Source organism: Caballeronia mineralivorans PML1(12) (assembly GCF_001028175.1).
Taxonomy (GTDB): Bacteria; Pseudomonadota; Gammaproteobacteria; order Burkholderiales; family Burkholderiaceae; genus Caballeronia; species Caballeronia mineralivorans.
The window spans coordinates 1-18213 of record NZ_AEJF01000011.1; the positions used below are offsets into that span (position 1 = coordinate 1).

Genomic DNA, 18213 nt, shown 5'->3' on the forward strand with positions numbered 1-18213 from the left:
GTCATCCTGGCGGTTCCCTACTCCGCCGTTCTTGACGTGGTGGAGCAATACGGCGAAGAGCTGGCAGGCAAGGCTCTTGTCGACATCACCAACCCCGTCGCCTCCGACCACACGAGCTTCGTGACCCCTGGCGACAGTTTCGGCGCGCAGGAGATCGCCAAGGCCGCCCCTGTCGATGCGAAAGTCGTCAAGGCGTTCAACACCCAGTTCTCCCACGTCCTGGCTGCCGGTCCCGCCGAGGGCCACCCATTGGACGTGTTCATCGCCGGGGACGACGCGCAGGCGAAAGCACGCGTCTCGGCGTTCATCGAGAGCCTCGGACTGCGTCCAATGGATACCGGGCCGCTGTCCATGGCGAGGACACTGGAGCACGCCTGCCTGCTGTCGCTGGGCCTCCTCATCCACTCCGTCAAGCACACCAACTTCTCAATCGGCGTCAGCCTTCTCGGCTGAGTGCACCGGTACCACCGCTTCCCGCATCACATCACTCATAAGGAACACTCACATGCACGTCTTCGTCACTGGCGGAACCGGCCAGGTCGGTTCGTACATCATCCCCGAGCTCATCGCCGCCGGCCACGAGGTAACCGGCTTAGCCAGGTCGGACAAGTCCGCGGCGGCGGTGTCTGCGCTCGGCGCCAGGGTACGACGTGGAAACCTTGCCGACCTTGACGGTCTGAAGGCGGCGGCGGCGGAGTCCGACGGCGTCATCCACCTCGGGTACAGGGCCGAACTGCTTTCGTCCGGCGGGATCACTGCCTTAGGCGCCTCGGAGCTGTCGATCGTGCTCGCGTTCGGCGAGGCGTTGGCTGGCACCGGAAAGCCACTCGTCGCGGCGGGGAGCATCGGCGCGCCCACGAACCTGGGGCGGGCAGCCCCGCTTCTCGCACCATCCAGCCTCGGCCGGCCGGCGACCGAGGATGACCCGGCCCTTCCTTGTGGACCCACGGACGCGGGCACGCTGGTGGCTCGCAACATCGTGGAGACTGCTGTAGTCGGGCTCGCGGAGAAGGGCGTGCGCTCTTCGGTCGTGCGAATTCCTACCTTGGTGCACAGTTCGACCGGGCGCCTGCAACTGATCGGGCTCGCGAAAACGAAGGGCTTCGCCGGCTACCCCGGCGACGGCGAAAACCGGTGGCCCGCGGTGCACACCAGCGATCTGGCCTCCTTGTTTCGCCTGGCGCTCGAAAAAGCACCTGCCGGCAGGACCTGGCATGCGGTCGCCGATGAGGGTATCCGGTTCCGCGAGATAGCGGAGGCCATTGCCGCCCGCCTGGGCCTGCCCGCCGTGAGCATTCCCGCTGACGAATTGATGCTGCCAGGCTATTTCGGGTTCCTGACGGCGGTGGTGACGCTGGACCTCGCGGCGTCCAGCGCCGTCACGCGCCAGGTCCTCGGCTGGGAGCCCACTCAGCCCGGCCTGATCGCGGACCTGGACAACGGTCATTACTTCCCTGCCGGCTGACAAGCCGACGGCAGGGAGCCGGTAGCAAAGCACCCGGCCGTCATACCCAAAGTCATGACTGAACTGCCCATGAATTTTACAAAACCCGTCACCTTCACACTCGGTGCCAGCCTTCCCGGCTGAGCGCACTTGCAGAACTTCTCATCATCACTTCTCGCATCACATCATCAACAGGAGCCCTAACATGCACGTATTCGTCACTGGCGGCACCGGCCATTCCGGTCCGTACATCATCTCCGACCTCATCGCCGCCGGCCATGAGGTCACCGCCCTGGCTCGTTCAGACAAGGCGGCGGCTGCGGTGTCCGCACTCGGTGCGAAGGCGCGTCTCGGTAGCCTCGAGGATCTTGACGGTCTTAAAGAAGCGGCCGCCGCCTCCGACGGTGTCATCCATGTCGCACACCGGCAAGACCTGATTCCGGTCGGCGGGATCAACGCCGTGGCCGAAGCGGAGCTTCAGATCATGCTCGCATATGGCGAGGCGCTGGCCGGAACCGGAAAGCCGCTGGTCTCATCGGGAAGCATCGGCTCGCCCGGCTGGGAAAACCTGGGTCGGCCGGCCACCGAGGAGGATCCGCCTCTTCCCGGCGGCGATCCATACAAGTACACCCTGCGGGTTCGTAACATCGTGGAAACCACTGTAATCGGCCTCGCCGAAAAAGGCGTGCGGTCTTCGGTCGTTCGGATTCCTGAAATCATGCACAGCACGACCGATAATGCCGGCTTCCTTCCGCTGCTGATCGGGCTGGCGAAGGAAAAGGGTGTCGTCGGTTACCCCGGAGACGGTGCGAACAGGTGGGCCGCCGTGCACACCCGCGACCTCGCCACCGTGTTCCGCCTGGCGCTTGAGAAGGGCGCCGCCGGCAGAAGCTGGCACGCGGTTGCAGACGAGAGCATTCCGTACCGCGAGATCGCCGAGGCCATCGGCAGTCGCTTGAAGCTGCCCGCCGTGCCCATTCCCGCGGACGTGCTGATGCTGCCGGGGTATTTCGGGTTCCTTGTGAATCTGGTCACGCTGGATACCCCGGCGTCGAATGCCATCACGCGCCAGACGCTCGGCTGGACACCAACGCAGCCCGGCCTGTTTGCCGATATGGACAATGGTCACTACTTCCCTGCCAGCTGAGCTAAGCGGACGGCAGGGACTCCCGCATCGCGCCGAGCCCGACCAAGACACTATCCTCTCGGAGTGGTAGGAGGGTGACGCAAGTGGCTCGGCGCACACGGAAAACATTATGGGCGAAAGCCTCGTACAGATTACGGGCATACCCCAACTCAGAAGGATATTTTACATGAGCACTATTAGCATCATTGGCGCAGGAGGCATGGCCACGGCGGTCGCCGGCCGTATCGCCAAGGCAGGACATACCGTCGAGGTCCTGAGCCGCGACCCAGCCAAAGCGCGGGCGCTGGCCGATAAGCTCTCAGCGGGAGCGACCACGGGGACTTACGCCGCCGCGCCGACAGGCGATATCGTGATCCTCGCCGTGCCGTACGGCAGTGCGGCGGCGGTAGTGGCCGATTACGGAGACGCGCTCGAAGGCAAGGTGATCATCGACATCACCAATCCGGTCGCCCCGGACCTTTCCGGCCTCGTCACCCCGCACGGCAGTTCCGGCGCGCAGGAGATCGCCAAGGGTCTTCCCGCCACCGCGCACGTCGTAAAGGCGTTCAACACCGTCTTTGGCCACGTACTTGCCAAGAACGGACGCCTCGACGCGTTCATCGCAGCCGACGATGCGGAGGCCAAGGCGCGCGTCTCGACCTTCATCGAGAGTCTCGGACTGCGTCCGTTGGATGTCGGTGGCCTGCACATGGCCTCGACGCTCGAGGCGCTCGGTCTGATGATGATCGGCCTGGCGAAAAACGGCGCCGGCACCTGGGATATCGCCTTGAACGTCGAGATCGGCTGAATCACCGACGCTACGTCCTCACCGGCAGATCCACAACCCCATTGGGAGCAAGTCATCTCTTACGTCGTTCTCATCAACCCATTCCAGTAGAGTTGTTTATCGACGGCGGCTTTTCGACCACATGAAATCGTGCCGAAGAGCGTGGGAGCTACACGCTGTGGCTTGGCCTGGAAATCCTGCGGCAGGTCAAGGGAGTAGAGACCGTCCGACTTCAGGGAAGCGATCGTTCCCTCCCTTGCTCCAGTCGCGAGTTTATTTCGATCGTATCCGACTGGGTCGGACACAATCCGATGTAACAGAAATGGAGAAATTTCGATGAGCACGCAAGAGAATGTCCAGATTGTGAAGGATTTTTTTGCAGCAATGGGCCGCGGCGATAAGCAAGGTCTGCTGGCGATTTCTGCCGAAGACATTGAGTGGATCATTCCGGGCGAGTGGCCGCTGGCCGGCACGCACCGCGGACACGCGGGATTGGCGGATTTGCTTCAGAAGGCTTCCGAAATGGTGGAAACTTCATTCCCAGAGCCCCATGAATTCGTAGCGCAGGGCGACCGGGTTCTGGTCGTCGGCTTCGCCACGGGCAGAGTCAAAGCCACGAATAGGACGTTCGAGGACGATTGGGTCTTCGCCATTACCGTTCGAAATGGCAAAGTGACGGACATCCGGGATGTATATCGACACGCTTGCACTGGCGCGCGCCTCCGATCTTTAAAGCTGAAGCTAGCGATGAATCTAACAACAATAGTCAATCAGTTGGGTCGAACTGAGTATGTGGAAGTCGCAGGCAGGCACGTTAGTGCGGGTACTTACCTCATTGAGACGCGAACCCATCGAGCTTCACGCGCTGTATCCGACACGCCGCAGCATGTCAGGAAAGGCCCGCGCCTTCATTGATGCCCTTATTGGTCACCTTGATACCGTCACGCTAACGTCCTCGCGCGACTAACAGCTGTCTTCCGCCAGGCGAGCGCCAAGGCATCGATAGCGGCAATTGACCCAACGAACAAAATCACGGACTGAACGTCGCTTAGCTGCGTGCAGCGGACCTTCGAATGTCCGACTCCTTCGCCGGTCGACTGACCGGAACTGGCCGCACTCTGTCTTCCGCGGTCGGCTCATGTCGACGCGTTGCCGCTGTTCACGACATCGCAGCGAACGCCCGATCTGAATCCGTCAACGGCCATGTCACCGTGTCTTCGTGCCGAAGCAACGTTGTCCTTGAGCCCGTCACCGAATGCGAGTCCGTCCTGTCGCGATGTTCTTGTCGTTCCGGCGGACACAAGTATCTACACGGCACAGGTCCGTACGTGCTTGCCGAGCGCCCGCAGGCTGTCGGCGATTTCGTCAAGCTTACGCAAACGGCAGTGGCCCTTCGAAGTGTCCGATATAGCAGAGATGCGATACCGCGCTGCCCGTGTGGGCGGCTCCCCAGCGATGTAGCATGAAGGCGGGCGGTTCGAGATACGACGCGGGTTCGGCATCCGGCTCGAGGCGCAACGCGATCTGCGTCGTCGTGCTGGGGCACGTCAAGACCGGCACAGATCCGATGCGCGTCTGCATCGAACGGTGAACGTGTCCCGCGACGATGCGGTCGATGTTGGCGTATCGGGACACGAGCTCGATGAAAGCGCCGACGTCTCGCAGCCCATACAGATCGAGATATGGTATGCCTGTGACGAACGGCGGATGATGCATCGCAATGACGACCCGTCCGTGCGCGTTTGCAGCGAGCTCCCGTTCGAGCCAGGCGAGCGAAACGGGACTCAGTTCGCCATGGTGGAGGCCGGGTACCGTTGTGTCGAGTGCGAGGACCCGCACCGCGCCGACGTCGATGCCAAAGTGAAGCTCGCCCTCGCGAGGTAGCCACGGCTGGTCGCCGAAGGCTTCGCGCAAACGTCCGCGATCATCGTGATTACCGGGCATCACGGCATACGTATGCCTTAATGGCGCCAGCAATTCGCGCAGCATTTCATATTCTTCGGGCAACCCCTCGTCCGTGAGATCACCAGTGATCAGGACGAGCTGAGGCGCAGGATCCAGACGGTTGAGCGCCTCGACCGCGCGCGCGAACATCGCATTGGAGTCGACGAGATTTTGATAGAGCAGGCCTCGTGGCCGAACATGAATGTCTGAAACCTGCGCGATCACTGTCACTGATATCCCCGATTTGTCGGTTACGCCCTTCTTTGGAGACCTCGACATCACGGCAAGATTAAATGGCCAAAAATCTTTTGAGGCCGGAGCGGGCACTCGCCTGGGGTTTGTCTTGCGCGCGACCACGCCGCGGCTTTGGCACTACGCCGATGGGATGCCTGCTCATGCAGGCTGGACCCGCAGGCGCCATTGCCATGAAGACCGCGAACGGCCGAATGTCGGCCCCTTGTAGACGATCGCTACGTCATGCGTCGCCGGTCGGAACAATCCCCGCGTTCTCCACCATCAGGATCACCGTCTTCTCAGGTGCGCGAGGACGATGCAGTAAACCTTTGTGCACGACGAACCCCTGTCCTGGCTGCAAATCGATGACGCGATCTTCCAGGTCGATCAGAAAGTGGCCGCTGACGACATAGAAAAATTCGTCCTCGGCGTCGTGCTTGTGCCAATGATATTCACCCTGCACGACACCCAGCCGGACCACCGACTGATTCACCCGGCATAGCGTCTGGTTGTACCAAGGATGACTATTTGCCGCGACGAGGGCCCGAACGTCTATGACTTCGCCGGTGGCGTAGAGAATGTCAAGACGCGTCAAATACGGAAAGGCTTCAGTGCTCACATCAGTCTCCATGAAGGTGAGAGAGCGCGTTCCTGGAACGTGCGAGCAACTTTAGGCTGTAACGACTCAGTCGGTCTTGTACCGGAGAGTCAATCTTTGGAACAGGAGCGATCTCCGCGCAACTGTGAGCGGTATACGGCTGGTGTCACGCCCATCCTGCGCCGAAAGACACGCGTGAAATGACTCTGGTCGGCGAACCCGGCAGCCTCCGCGATGGCTGCAAGCGACTGGCGCCCGCTAGCCAATTGCGCGCAGGCGAAATCGACCCTGATTTGGCGCACATACTCTCCTACGGTAACGCCAAAATGCTTGCGGAACTCCCGCGTGAGGTGGTCCGCGGAGACATGGATGTCGGCGGCAATCTCGTCCAACGTCAGCGCCTCATGAAAGCGTTCGAGCAGTAACGCTTCCACGCGAGCGAGCCATCGGCGCGAACCGGTCACCGTGGCCGCCGTGGACCCTCCCGATCGCTCGCAGGCAGCCAGAAGCTCCAGTACGAGGCCTTCAACCGCCAGCGACGTGGCCGAATCCTGCTCACGGCATTCGCGGACCAGACGCCGCACGAGCGATACCGGTGTACCGCCGACAAAGTCATTTGGACAATCGAGAATCCGGGTCCGGCCGCCAAGCCGTTGCAACCACAGGGATGAAAACTCGACGTGGAGTGCTTTTCCGCCAGCCCCGTACCAGCAATTTTCATGCGGCAGGCCAGCAGGGAAAAGTGTCAGTGACATGGGCCCATTATTGCCATGGCGTGCGGGCCAAGAGCGTGTGCCGCGACCGTCCAGCACAAAACAGAAAAAGGGATTGACATGTTCGTGCTGAGGGATGACCAAGTCGGTTGCGAAATCAGTTTCCACAATCGAGATACCGTCATCGCGATATCGCTGGGTGGGTGTGCCGAAGTAGTCACCTGGTTCAAGTACTCTTAGCATGAGACCGCTCCAGAAGAGACGTCAGAGGTCGATTTTACACGCGTCCGTGGAACCGTTTAACGGGCAGCAACATGATGACCTTTAGTCATTCGGCACGAAATCTCGTTGGTTCCCTTAGGGCCGCGTACTGCCTCATGCAAAGGGCCTAGGCAATATGAACGATGCAGGTCTGCGGTCGGCAGCACGCGACCCGCTACGGCACTTCCCGCTTCTCAAAAGCGGACGCCGCCGGGCGCTCGAATGTCGCCCCGATCGGCACGTATCGTACGGTCGTTATCGTGACGGGCGACCACGAGAGGACTCGTCAAAGCGCGCGCTGCATCCAAACCGAACTCACGTAGCTATCATGCTTGATAGCGTACTCGGCAAACGTCCCGACTTCAGTGAAACCCGTTTTCCGATGCATTCGTACTGAGGCGTCATTCGGTAGGGCAATGCCAACGACGGCACGATGTAAGTCCTCTCCCGACAGTTCCTTGAAGAGGTTTTCATACAATGCCGATCCGATGCCGCGACCTACCGCTCCCGGAGCGACATAGATACTCGTTTCGATCGTTTTGCGGAAGGCTGGATGATTGCGATATTGTTGGCTTCCAGCGAATCCAAGCAATCTCCCTGCGTCGGTTGCCACGTACAGTCGGTGTGGGCCCGAGCGACTGAATGAGCCCATCCATGCGTTCACCGCCTCTTTCGACATCAACTCCTCGTCGAAGGTCGCGTACGAATTGCAAATGTAGTGGTTACGAAGGCTGTGAAGGGAGTCGAGGTCCGTAGCGTCGGCAGGCCGAATAATCATGGGCGTTCTATTCGAAGAGAATTTGCAAGATTTGGATGGGTTGACTATGTTAAGCGGCCACGTTCCGTGCATGTGGGGCACGGGTGTCCGTTCGGTCGACTTTCGCAGATTGTTACCGATTCCAGCCAAGAGGTCGAACGTCTCAAAGTGGCCGGACTTAGACCTTACTGCCGGCCACCGCTACCGCCGGACCGACCTTTGCCAGTGACACAATTATTTCGCGTCTGGAAAACCTTTCCCAGTAAGGCTGGGCCGGAACGTGATCGCGAGTTGACACATTTATTGTCGCAACGTTGACGGTTTTAATGCGCTCTACGACAACACCGCTATTTGCCGCGCGGTGACAATTAAACCAATGTCAGTTTTAGGTCAGCGAGAAATCTTCATTTTTCAACTTCGCGCGGCAACGTTTGGCGATCTGCAGCTTGTCCCGCTCCCGCGCGTTGCGGGAAACCACTCGGCAAGGATCGCGCTCACGGCCTCGGGCGCTTCCTGCTGCACCCAATGGGAAACTCTCGCTAGACGACAAACGGTCAGGTCCGCTACGTAGCGATCCGTACCCTCGAGCGCTTCCAGGCCGAGTGCGCTGTCCTGCTCACCCCTGATCATGAGAACGGGCACATCGACGCGGTCATCGTTGGCGATCACCATCCGGTCGCGATAGCGTACCGCCGCGCGATACCAGTTGAGCATCGCCGTCAGAGCGCCAGGCTTTCGCGCAGCGGCGGCGTAGACTTCTCAAGTACGTCGTCCGGGAAACGCGACTTATCGATCGCCATTCTGTGAAAAGCTTGGCGAATCGCAATCGCATCATTCCGCGCTAACCACCATTCGGGCAGCCAAGGCAGTTGTACGGCTGCGATGTACCAGCTTCTCAACCGCTGCGGCCAGTGTCTTAACGCAGCCGCGAAGCAGTGCGGGTGAGGCAGGTTCATCACGACCAGCCACTCGATCGGGCGGACCTTATTGATTGCGAAGAGCCAGGCTATCACCCCGCCCCAGTCGTGCCCAATGATCGTTAACCGAGAGGCGCCGCTGGCGTCGAAAAGTGCAGCAGCGTCAGCGACAATCTTGTCTACCGTGTAGTTCTCGATCCCCACCGGTTTCGTCGATCCGCCATAGCCTCGCTGATTGGGCGCCCAGACGCGATACCCCTTTTTTGCAAGCGTCGACATTTGGTATCGCCAGCTGTAATTGAGCTCTGGGAAACCATGCAGGCACAACGCGAGATGATCGCCCGCACCCGCCTGCGCGACCTCGAACGTCAGTCCGTTTGCCTTCACCCAGGCCGTGGTCACAGTCGCCTTGCCCTCGGGTATCGAAGTGTTTTGCATAGTGTCTCCGGGCCGAACCGATGGCGAACGGCCGATGCCTAGCCGGCGGCATGCGCGGAGCGCTTGCGCGCGTCCTTTACGGTCAGCCAGATAGCGGAGAGCAGAAAATAGAATGCGCCAAGGGCTGCGTAGGGGACGATCGCCTCAATACCGGGAGGCGGCAAGGCGACCGCGTTCTTGAAGAAGTGACCGCCTACAAGCACTGACTGCCCGCCGCTCAGGATCATGACCCATTGCGCACCGTAGGATTTCCAGCGACGAACGCCGGTGACGAGTTGGAAGGCGCCGGCGAGGATCGCCCAGACGCCGAATACGAATAGCACCGGCTTCATGCCGATGCCAAGGGCATAGGCAATGCAAGCGGCCGTGATGAGGCTAACCGCACAATTAAATGCCTGGCTGAAGTTGGCTTTGATGCCGCCGTTCTTCCGGGCATCCACGAAATTGGCGAATGCGTCCCAGACCGGATACAGGATGATCAGGATTGCCGCGATGGGCACAGATGTCTTTCCAACCAGAACCGCCAGGGCGATCCAGAGGATCGAGACCGCCGCCCGGACGAAATAGTAAGTCTTTAACCAGGCGCTGCCAGGTGCAACCAGGTCAATTCTAGAAGATGAGTGCTGCATGAGTGTTGCTCCGGTTAAGCCGACTGGACTAGACGACAAGCTCGTTCACGGGAGATATGATCTGTTCGCTTAACGATATGTTCCGAGAAAGATCGACATCACCTGCCTTTTCGCCAAAGCTATCCGACAAGACTTCTCTAAAGGGGCATCTGCGTGATCGTCGAATAAGCGCTGACCATCCTGTTACGGATCTCGAGCGATTCCTGGAATGCGATCCTTGCTTTCGCGCCGTCGATGATGACGTTGCTTATCGAGACGTTTGGCGCACCCATCTCGAACGCGGCATACGCGTGTCCGACGGACGCCTGAGCGGTGCTGATCTTTTGCAGCGATTGCTTCAGCATCTGGCCAAACTCAGAGACGAACGCAACCCCGCCGTCGTTGATGACCGCAACGGGAAGCGGATCACTGATTTTCGGGGCATCGATCGCGTCGATCTGTTGCAACGCATTTGCAATGGGCGTGATGGCACTCATCGATCCGGCTCCTTGCATGCTTTTGGCCAAGACTGGATACTCAGTGCTCCAGAACGAAGCGGGTTGAGAGATGCAGTAGAGACATACGGCGATTCCCGCGCTTTGATGCAGGTCGCCAAAACAATTGCCTTGGCAACCCGTTGTGAGCAACGGCTCGTCACATCGGCGGGACAACTCCATCTTTTTCGACGACCACCTGCAAGCCTTTGAACTCGGACCCCTTCACCGGAGCCGCAAGGACGAATATCTTCTTTCCTGCAACCAGGTCAGCGTGCGTAGCGGGTGCCAACGCAACGACAGGAACGCCTTCGGGCACGGTAATGGTGTTACTTCCGCCCTTGTAAGAAAGCTTGAGATCATGACCGCTCGTTCCTGTCACAACCTGATCGACGTTTGCGTTTGTCATCGTGCTGTCTGGCGACAGGTCATAGGCATAATGCCCCTCGCCCGCGCCACGCAAAGCTTCAGGAAACACCAGCACTTCGGTCGCGGTCAATTTTCCGTCGGTTCCCGTCGTGGCGGCGGTGCCAACAAACGATCCTGGCTTGATATCGGCAAGTCCGATATTCCTCAGCGCCGCGACGGGCGTTTCTTTCTTGATGTCGACGGTCACCGTGTCGCCGCTGCGGCGATGTATGGTGATCGTGTCATCAGACGCAGAGACAATATCGCCCCGGATACGAGTGGGCTTGGCGTCTGGTGCTTGTGCGAACGCGACGCCAGTCATCATAAAGGCAGCGGCAGTCACACATGCTTTTATCTTGCTAGAAATCGATGCCATTTGTACTCCTAATCGTATTCTAAAAATTAAGGACTTTGTTGTCCCGGTTATAAACCTGCTTGTGCAGGGATCTTTAAATGTTTACATCAAACACTACGTGTTCCTAAACATAATCCAAACTTAGATAAAAGCTATCGCACCGCGGTCAACGCCGCAGCATAAAGATAATTCAAACTTAGTTTCCACCGTCATCAGTCAAGAAGTTTCCTTGCGGCCACGCCGTCAAGCCCGTGGAGCGAGATGCCTCAAAGCGGGGTCCATGATGGCCGCAAATATCTGGGCGTCACCGTACGCACGCGCAGCGAGCATGGCGCCGTGAACAACAGCCATGAATGCCATCGCTTCCGATTTCGGGTCGGTTTGCAAGCTGAAACTGCCAGCCTTTAAACCTTTGTCCATGACTGCAGCGAGCCAATTCGTCAAGTCCTGAAAATGGCCGCGCACTTCGTCAGCAACAAGCGGCGGCAACGTGGGCAGTTCCGCTGCAAGCATTGCGCAGATGCAATAGGACGACGTGCGGTCCTTGAGACACGTTGTCCAGAACGCTATGTAAGCCCGTAACTGGTCAAGCGGATCGTTAATCTGAGCGTCAAGCGCCGCCATGCCAGCCAGTGCTTCCTGCCGATAAAGAGTGACGACGACTCGCACGAGGTCTGCCTTGGTCGCAAAGTGACCGTGAATGCTTGCCTTGGTGATGCGTACCGTGTCCGCAATGTCGGCATAGCTAAAGCTCGTGTATCCGCCCGCGGCTAACAGTGCCCGCGCGCATTGGATAACTTCCGTCGCCTTTGGAGAATAATCAGATTTCATGACCATATGATACCAACTAGTTGGATGGAGTCAAGCGTATCTCTTCGTTACTCTTTCTTGGCGCTACATCCCACACGGAGCCGGTGCCTTGTTAATCCGAATTTAAGCCAGCCACGGGCAGCGGGATGGAGCTGTGCTGCTCAAGGGCCGCCTCGTTGTCAGCGTACTGGGGGGTTATCGGGCGCGAGCGCGTCCAGCCGGTGATTGCCGACTATGTGACGCAATATCCGCTCGTAAAGGTCAAGGGTCGAGCTTACGACCGGCTTGACCGATCTACGGCCACACGCCTGACAGCGTAATGTACCTGTCTCGGGTTATAAATAACCTGAAGGTTGCGGAACCCGGAATCCTCAAGCGGTTCAAGGAGACACTCGATGAACTGAAAACGATGGGTGCCGTCCGTGAGAGAAGCCCCTACCTCGCTCCCCAAAACATATGCGAACCTCGGTGCCAACTTTACGACTGCGGAGGTCTGGGACCGTTACGGCCATTTAAACGAGAAGAAAAACAGCCTCGTCGACCCGGAAATCGAAAAGCGGATGTCGCGCGGCAAAACAATGAACATCACGGACTACCTTGGCTACGTGGAGCGGCGGCGGCTGATGCAAACGGAGTTCCATCGTTACTTCGCGGGTGCGGATGCCACTGCTTCCCTCGTCGCCGATTACAGCAAAGCCTATAGACGGAGCGCACGATGCCACCGCGCCGTTTTGTCTTTTCACCCGTCTCGTCAATCTGATGGACCTCGTCCTCCCTAAGCATACTTTTGGGACGAAGTACCTATGGGCGAAGCCGAGGGCTTTCCTCAGTTTGATCGAAGTGCGGATCCAGCGCGTACACGTCCATCCCGATCTGCTCATGGAAGGTCACGCCAATCACATCGATCCGGACAAGTGGTCGCCATTGATCATGAGCTTCCAGAAGTTCTACGAGCTCAGCGGACAGGTGCATACGTCCAGACTCGCTGAAATACCGGAAAGGGCATACCGAAGTCCCGATATCGACCGCGCGCGGGGACCGGAACTGTCGGATCGCTGCGCATAGCATGCTGCGGCCGGGGCCGGCCATATTCGGCTTGGCCGATCTCGCGCGACACCGGGCCGGACCTGCCGCGCCGAATCGTCAGGTCGCCACGAGAGCAGGATTCGGCTGCTCCGTGTATGGATCACATGGAGATACACAAACGTTCTGACTGGAACAAAGAGTTTCGAAAACGACCGCGCAGCAACGCCGAGCTCTCCGATTAAGTGTTAGCCGCGACAATCGAGGGCGACTGTCGACGATCTAGGTGGCGTTGTCGACCGGCCGCTCCTGGCCGGTTCTTGCCTGTCGCTGACCGGCGACATGGGATCAGTCGCGACCGTCTGACAGCGAATCCATCATCCATCTGCGACAACGAGGCCTTGTGGACTTCGCTCACGTGCGTCGGGTTTTTTCATTTAACGCGGCAGAGCTAGAGGGATATATCACTTTCCGTGGCATGTGCTGATCCGCCGGTGCCGCTCTTCCCGAAAAAACGTCTTAAATTGCCGCTCAAGCAGCACCTCTTTCATCTTCACAGCGTTTCAAGACCTCATCGGATTTTTGCGAAAGTTCCGGCAGACTCGACTTTCCGCACACTTTACATTCGCGATCCATGACGACGGCAGAAGGTATGGCATCACTTGCCCGAGACCCGCTTGAGTCATCTGATCCGCACATGCAGTTACGCCTTGGCGCGTTCGTTCGTGCCAAGGCGCACATCGTTGTGCAATACAATTTTTAGGGCAGTGGCGAAGACCGCTGCAATCGCCATGAATCAACATGAACAAGGGCATGCCACCGCATCCGCAGGCAGCCTGCTTTTCACCTCGATACTCGGCTGCCTGAGCGTGCTGAGCGCTTGCCCGCCTCAGAAGGTCCACGACCACACTGCGAAGACGAAGCCTGACTGGCCGCACGATCGAAGCACGCCTACCTTGTAAAGCAGCAGCCGCTTTCTTCCTGCCTCGCTTTCTTCCTGCGTTTGAGGCACTTGTAAGGCTGCTCAAGGACTATTCCTTCGATTGGCTTCCAAACGCGATCTTTCGGCGTAATAAGCCAGTTCAAAGCCGATACGGCAACGATGACCCCGCGCTAAACTGATTCATCTGCATAAAATGCCGACGCAGTGAACGGGGTCAGGCAAACATTGCGTGTCTGGCCGGAAACACAGCGATCGAAAGCACACTCGGAACCATCATGGACGGCCTGCGCTGGACGGCAATCATCGCCGTCGCAATGCTCGGCGGTGGGTTGGCAGTTTGCGCGCTGATCGCCCTCGTGGTGCTTTTCATAGGCCACGCCGCCGCACGCTTATTCAATAACGATGACCATGACTGAGGTACCACGAGCGTGACAGATCTCTCCTCATTTTCGTCAGTTGCCGCTACCGCGCAACAGGCCGAGCTGCTCAAGAAAGCGCCGCCGCCCAGCGAATCCGCGATCCTCGATGACGCGGATTTCCTCCATGCCATTCGCCTCACGCCGCTTGTGTCCATCGACCTGATCGTGACCGATGGCAACCGCCGCGTGTTGCTGGGACAACGTCGCAACCGGCCCGCGCAGAACATGTGGTTCGTGCCGGGCGGCCGGGTCCGCAAAGGTGAAACGCTCGACACGGCGTTCACGCGCGTGGTCCGCGACGAATTGGGCATAGCCAGCGTACAACGCTCGTCGTCGCGTCTGTTCGGCGTGTTCGAGCACTACTACGACGACAACTTCGCAGGCGTCCCGGACATCGCCACGCATTATGTCGCGCTCGCTTATTCGATCATGCTGAGCGGGTCGGTGCCTATCGGCCGCTTCGATCAGCACAGCGACTATGCCTGGCTGATGCCGGGCGAAGTGCTGGCCCGCGACGACGTGCACCCGAACGCAAAGGCGTACTTCCGTTGAAGCACATTGCGGCTCTATAAGAGGCCTGAAAAGCGGCTCAGTGAGCCGCTTTTGCACATGTTGAGCGAAAAAAAGCCCGCTCATGGCGGGCTAAAGACCATAGCGCACACCGGGGGGCTAGCGCTACTTACAACACGGTTCATGCTGCAATTCAAACCCTGTTCAGCTTGGTCGCCGGACGTGTCTGCAGCTAACACCGGTCCGGCGCATCCATCGATTCATGCTCATGGAACCGCCCACGAAATCAGCCGATCAATTCTGGCGTCTCGTCGAGCGGTTCGTCGCTCGTCACCGGCACGCTGTTGCGGCTCGCGAGAAACGCGCGCAAGTAAGCTTCAAATGGCTTCGCAACTTCCGGATGGCGCAACGCAAACTCCACAGTGGCCTTCAGATAACCAAGCTTGCTGCCGCAATCGAAGCGTTTGCCTTTGTATCGGTAAGCCAGCACCTGTTCGTGGGCCAGTAACGCCTGGATCGCATCGGTCAGCTGGATCTCGCCGCCCGCACCAGGCTTCTGCGTGCGCAGATGCTGGAAGATGCGCGGCATCAGCACATAGCGGCCGACCACGCCAAGATTGGAAGGCGCCAGCGCCGGTTCGGGCTTCTCCACCACACGCGCCATCTTGAAGAGCCGTTCATCCCACTGCCGGCCCTCGATCACGCCATACGAACCCGACTCGCTCGGATCGATCTCTTCCACGCCCAGCACCGACGAGTGATAGCGGTTGAAGACCTCCACCATCTGCGCCATCACCGGCGGCTCGCCATCAAGCAGATCGTCGGCGAGCAGGACGGCGAAGGGTTCGTCGTCGATCAGCTTTTCCGCGCACAGCACCGCATGGCCAAGTCCGAGCGGCTCCGCCTGGCGCACATAGACACAGTTGACGTGCGACGGTTTGATGTTGCGCACGAGGTCGAGCAGCGCGTGTTTGCCGCGTGCCTCGAGCTCGGATTCAATTTCGTATGACTTATCGAAGTGGTCTTCAATCGCACGTTTGCCGCGGCCCGTGACGAAGATCATTTCCGTGATGCCCGCCGCGACCGCCTCTTCCACCGCATGCTGGATCAGCGGTTTATCGACGATGGGCAGCATTTCTTTCGGACTTGCCTTGGTCGCAGGAAGAAAGCGCGTGCCGAGTCCTGCAACGGGAAACACCGCCTTGCGTACCTTGAGCATGTCCGACCCCTTGTTTTGTCCGGCGCTCGATAACGGGCCAGGATTTCTAGTCAATGCGGCCTTTTGAACGCCTCGTGCGATGCGTTGCAGAGACCTGTGACGGTTTTATTCTTCACTGAGGGTCAGCTTATTACTTGAATATCGAAACCATCTGCCAACATCTCGTTCTTTTCAGACGACTGCCATGACGCTTCAATGGCGCCGCGTATAGTGCGACGCATACGAGATCAATCCCCGCCGCTCGCACCGGCAACGGAGACAGTTGATGGGATACGCCAATGGTATGAGCCGGCTGCAGATCGTGCGATTACCGACTGCGGATTCCGCGTCGGCGCACGATGCATCCCGCTCGAACAGGCACGGACCCGCGCATGAAGCCGCATCGGGCGCCGCGCACGACGCGCACGATTCAGGACCGGGGTCAGCAGACGAAGCGATGCAAGAAGCCATGCATGAAGCCCTACAGGAAGGGAAGGCCGCGCCCAAGCGGATCGGCATTCTGATATTCGAGGACTTCTCGCTGGTCGAGGTCAGTTCGATATCGGAAGTGTTTTCGCTCGCCAACGAGATTTACGCGATATCCGATTCCGCCGCCGTCAAGTCGGGCGCGGCACCGGATTACGCATTGCTGTTCTTGTCGAGCGACGGCGGCAGCGTTGCCAGCAGTTGCTCCATGCGCATCTGGACCGAGAGTCTCGACACGCGCTGGATGAGCGATTGCGACGCCCTCTTCATCGCGGGCGGGGAAGGCGCGCAGCGCGCGAAACTGGATACGCAGTTGCTCAGGCGGCTGAGCCGGGTTGCGCCGAAGATATCGTTTGTGAAGGCAATTGGTGAAGGCTCGCAGATCCTCGCGGCCGCCAACCTTTCACTGCAGAACCGCGCGCCCGACTTCGAAGACCCGGCGGCGGCGTCCGCCTTGACGAGTTCGCTGTTCATCGCCGAGCAGACGCTGACGCTCGACGATCCCAAGGGTCCGATCGCGGCAGCGTTGTCGATCATCAAGCGCGATTACGGGCCGGCGGTGGCGCGGGAAGTATCGGAGCGTTCCATTCCGGGTGCGTGGCCGAAGCTGTCCGCCGTGCTCGACGATACCGATGTGGGCGGCGTGCGCCAGAAGATCGACGCGGCGGCGCGATGGATGCGCGAAAATTACATTCGGCCGATTTCGATTGCCGATGCCGCGCGCGTGGCGGCAATGAGCGAGCGCAATTTCCTGCGGCGCTTCAAGGCGCAGATCGGATTGACGCCCTCGGAGTATTTGTTGCGGGCGCGGCTGGATGCGAGTTGCATGCTGCTCGCCGCAACCGATCTTCCCGTCGACAAGATCGCGCGTCGATGCGGCGCCGGCAGCGGCGACGGCTTAGCTAAAATATTCCGCAAACGCTTGTCCATTTCGCCGACCGAATACCGGCTGGCCGGGCGCAGGAAAGCCGCAGAGGAGTGATGGCGTTACGAAGGTAGCGGCGTGCAGCAGCAGCGTTAGGCACAGCGCAACAAGCGCGGCGGCGACGATCCTGGTCGCGGCTAAGCGCGCGCTTTTCGGGGGGCGTATGACGAGTACGACGGTTTTAAGTTGGATCACCAATTTCGGCGATGCGGGTATAACCATTCCCGTTGCGGCCGGATGTGCGTTGTGGCTGAGCACGACTGACAAGCGTGAAGCGCTGGTCTGGATTGGCACGTTGCTGGGCGCGTTGGTACTGGTCGGCGTGAACAAGATCCTCTACGCGGGTTGCGGCGTTGAAATTCGCTCGCTCGATTTCCGCGTGATCAGCGGCCACACCATGCTGACATCGGCGGTGTGGGGCGTGACGTTCGGTTTGCTTGCGGGAAGCAGGAGCGTGAGGTGGTATCGGCTGGGCGCCGCGGCCGGGTTGGGACTGGGTGCGCTGATCGGCTTCTGCCGAGTCGTGCAGGACGCACATACGCCGATTGAAGTGGTGGCTGGGTGGTTTCTGGGTGGCGGTATTGCCCTGTTTTTCCTGCGGCGCTTTTTCAAACAGCCGCGCAAGATGCCCGGATCGATCTTTGCAGGGCTGGGTTTGCTTGCGGTGTCGACCATTGCCTATGGGCATCACGCGCCGATTCAGCAGATGCTCGTGGCGTACTCACCGTGGTTGTGCCGGTGGTTTGATTTCTGATTTCCGGGGGGCGCTCGCGCCGGAGCTGGTTTGCTGGCGCGAGCGAAAACCCCTCTTAGAA

The 18213-nt window shown here is 59.4% G+C and carries 19 protein-coding genes and 2 pseudogenes; 10 read left to right on the forward strand and 11 right to left on the reverse strand.

Translation table 11 applies throughout. The features are described from left to right. From EOS_RS02190 to EOS_RS02215, 5 genes and pseudogenes are all read left to right on the forward strand, one after another. Positions 1–453, forward strand: a 453-nt coding sequence (locus tag EOS_RS02190) for an NADPH-dependent F420 reductase (protein ID WP_047844973.1), incomplete at its 5' end; no start/stop codon positions are given. A gap of 52 nt (positions 454–505) precedes the next feature. Continuing rightward, on the forward strand, positions 506–1465 hold the full coding sequence (locus EOS_RS02195) for an SDR family oxidoreductase (protein WP_047844974.1): 960 nt from the start codon (positions 506–508) through the stop codon (positions 1463–1465). A 184-nt stretch (positions 1466–1649) separates the two neighbouring features. Further along, positions 1650–2591 (forward strand): SDR family oxidoreductase, encoded by a 942-nt coding sequence (locus EOS_RS02200; RefSeq protein WP_047844975.1) that lies wholly within the window; start codon positions 1650–1652, stop codon positions 2589–2591. A 166-nt stretch (positions 2592–2757) separates the two neighbouring features. Further along, on the forward strand, positions 2758–3378 hold the full coding sequence (locus tag EOS_RS02205; protein WP_047844976.1) for an NADPH-dependent F420 reductase: 621 nt from the start codon (positions 2758–2760) through the stop codon (positions 3376–3378). A 315-nt stretch (positions 3379–3693) separates the two neighbouring features. Continuing rightward, positions 3694–4090: pseudogene (locus tag EOS_RS02215) on the forward strand (nuclear transport factor 2 family protein). Positions 4091–4728: 638 nt separating this feature from the next. Here EOS_RS02215 and EOS_RS02220 read toward each other — a convergent pair. The 10 genes from EOS_RS02220 to EOS_RS02260 all read right to left on the reverse strand — a co-directional run bounded on the left by EOS_RS02220 (position 4729) and on the right by EOS_RS02260 (position 11915). Continuing rightward, positions 4729–5532 (reverse strand): phosphodiesterase, encoded by an 804-nt coding sequence (locus EOS_RS02220; protein WP_047844978.1) that lies wholly within the window; start codon positions 5530–5532, stop codon positions 4729–4731. A gap of 244 nt (positions 5533–5776) precedes the next feature. Next, on the reverse strand, positions 5777–6154 hold the full coding sequence (locus EOS_RS02225) for a cupin domain-containing protein (RefSeq protein ID WP_235442677.1): 378 nt from the start codon (positions 6152–6154) through the stop codon (positions 5777–5779). 89 nt (positions 6155–6243) lie between these two features. Next, positions 6244–6888 (reverse strand): helix-turn-helix domain-containing protein, encoded by a 645-nt coding sequence (locus EOS_RS02230; RefSeq protein WP_235442678.1) that lies wholly within the window; start codon positions 6886–6888, stop codon positions 6244–6246. A 505-nt stretch (positions 6889–7393) separates the two neighbouring features. Next, positions 7394–7957, reverse strand: a complete 564-nt coding sequence (locus EOS_RS02235; RefSeq protein WP_087881865.1) for a GNAT family N-acetyltransferase — start codon at positions 7955–7957, stop codon at positions 7394–7396. A 318-nt stretch (positions 7958–8275) separates the two neighbouring features. After that, positions 8276–8578 (reverse strand): alpha/beta fold hydrolase, encoded by a 303-nt coding sequence (locus EOS_RS47710; RefSeq protein ID WP_200908599.1) that lies wholly within the window; start codon positions 8576–8578, stop codon positions 8276–8278. Positions 8579–8583: 5 nt separating this feature from the next. Beyond that, complete coding sequence (locus tag EOS_RS47715; RefSeq protein ID WP_200908600.1) at positions 8584–9183, reverse strand: alpha/beta fold hydrolase; 600 nt, start codon at positions 9181–9183, stop codon at positions 8584–8586. Positions 9184–9257: 74 nt separating this feature from the next. Beyond that, complete coding sequence (locus tag EOS_RS02245) at positions 9258–9848, reverse strand: hypothetical protein (RefSeq protein ID WP_047844982.1); 591 nt, start codon at positions 9846–9848, stop codon at positions 9258–9260. Positions 9849–9985: 137 nt separating this feature from the next. Next, positions 9986–10324: a flagellar hook-basal body complex protein FliE gene (fliE, locus tag EOS_RS02250; protein WP_047844983.1), complete on the reverse strand. Its 339-nt coding sequence runs from the start codon at positions 10322–10324 to the stop codon at positions 9986–9988. A 157-nt stretch (positions 10325–10481) separates the two neighbouring features. Beyond that, positions 10482–11096 (reverse strand): hypothetical protein, encoded by a 615-nt coding sequence (locus EOS_RS02255; protein WP_047844987.1) that lies wholly within the window; start codon positions 11094–11096, stop codon positions 10482–10484. Positions 11097–11327: 231 nt separating this feature from the next. Next, a complete protein-coding gene (locus EOS_RS02260; RefSeq protein WP_047844988.1) occupies positions 11328–11915 on the reverse strand; it encodes a TetR/AcrR family transcriptional regulator in 588 nt (195 codons plus the stop codon). A gap of 813 nt (positions 11916–12728) precedes the next feature. On the opposite strand from EOS_RS02260, the pseudogene EOS_RS44075 reads away from it, so the two are divergent. The 3 genes and pseudogenes from EOS_RS44075 to EOS_RS02270 form a co-directional block, all read left to right on the forward strand. Continuing rightward, positions 12729–12959 (forward strand): annotated as a pseudogene (locus tag EOS_RS44075) (hypothetical protein); the annotation flags it as partial. Between the two features lie 1176 nt (positions 12960–14135). Then, complete coding sequence (locus tag EOS_RS46920) at positions 14136–14276, forward strand: hypothetical protein (protein ID WP_160312457.1); 141 nt, start codon at positions 14136–14138, stop codon at positions 14274–14276. Between the two features lie 102 nt (positions 14277–14378). Then, positions 14379–14831 (forward strand): GDP-mannose mannosyl hydrolase, encoded by a 453-nt coding sequence (locus EOS_RS02270; protein WP_047844989.1) that lies wholly within the window; start codon positions 14379–14381, stop codon positions 14829–14831. A 244-nt stretch (positions 14832–15075) separates the two neighbouring features. Here EOS_RS02270 and galU read toward each other — a convergent pair whose 3' ends face one another. Further along, complete coding sequence (gene galU / locus EOS_RS02275) at positions 15076–16008, reverse strand: UTP--glucose-1-phosphate uridylyltransferase GalU (RefSeq protein ID WP_047844985.1); 933 nt, start codon at positions 16006–16008, stop codon at positions 15076–15078. Positions 16009–16444: 436 nt separating this feature from the next. Here galU and EOS_RS02280 point away from each other — a divergent pair, with 436 nt between their 5' ends. Together EOS_RS02280 and EOS_RS02285 are read left to right on the forward strand one after the other, a co-directional pair. Then, positions 16445–17455, forward strand: coding sequence for a GlxA family transcriptional regulator (locus EOS_RS02280; protein WP_047844990.1), 1011 nt, complete (start codon positions 16445–16447; stop codon positions 17453–17455). A gap of 106 nt (positions 17456–17561) precedes the next feature. Continuing rightward, positions 17562–18152, forward strand: a complete 591-nt coding sequence (locus EOS_RS02285) for a phosphatase PAP2 family protein (protein ID WP_047844986.1) — start codon at positions 17562–17564, stop codon at positions 18150–18152. The last annotated feature ends 61 nt before the right edge of the window (positions 18153–18213 follow it).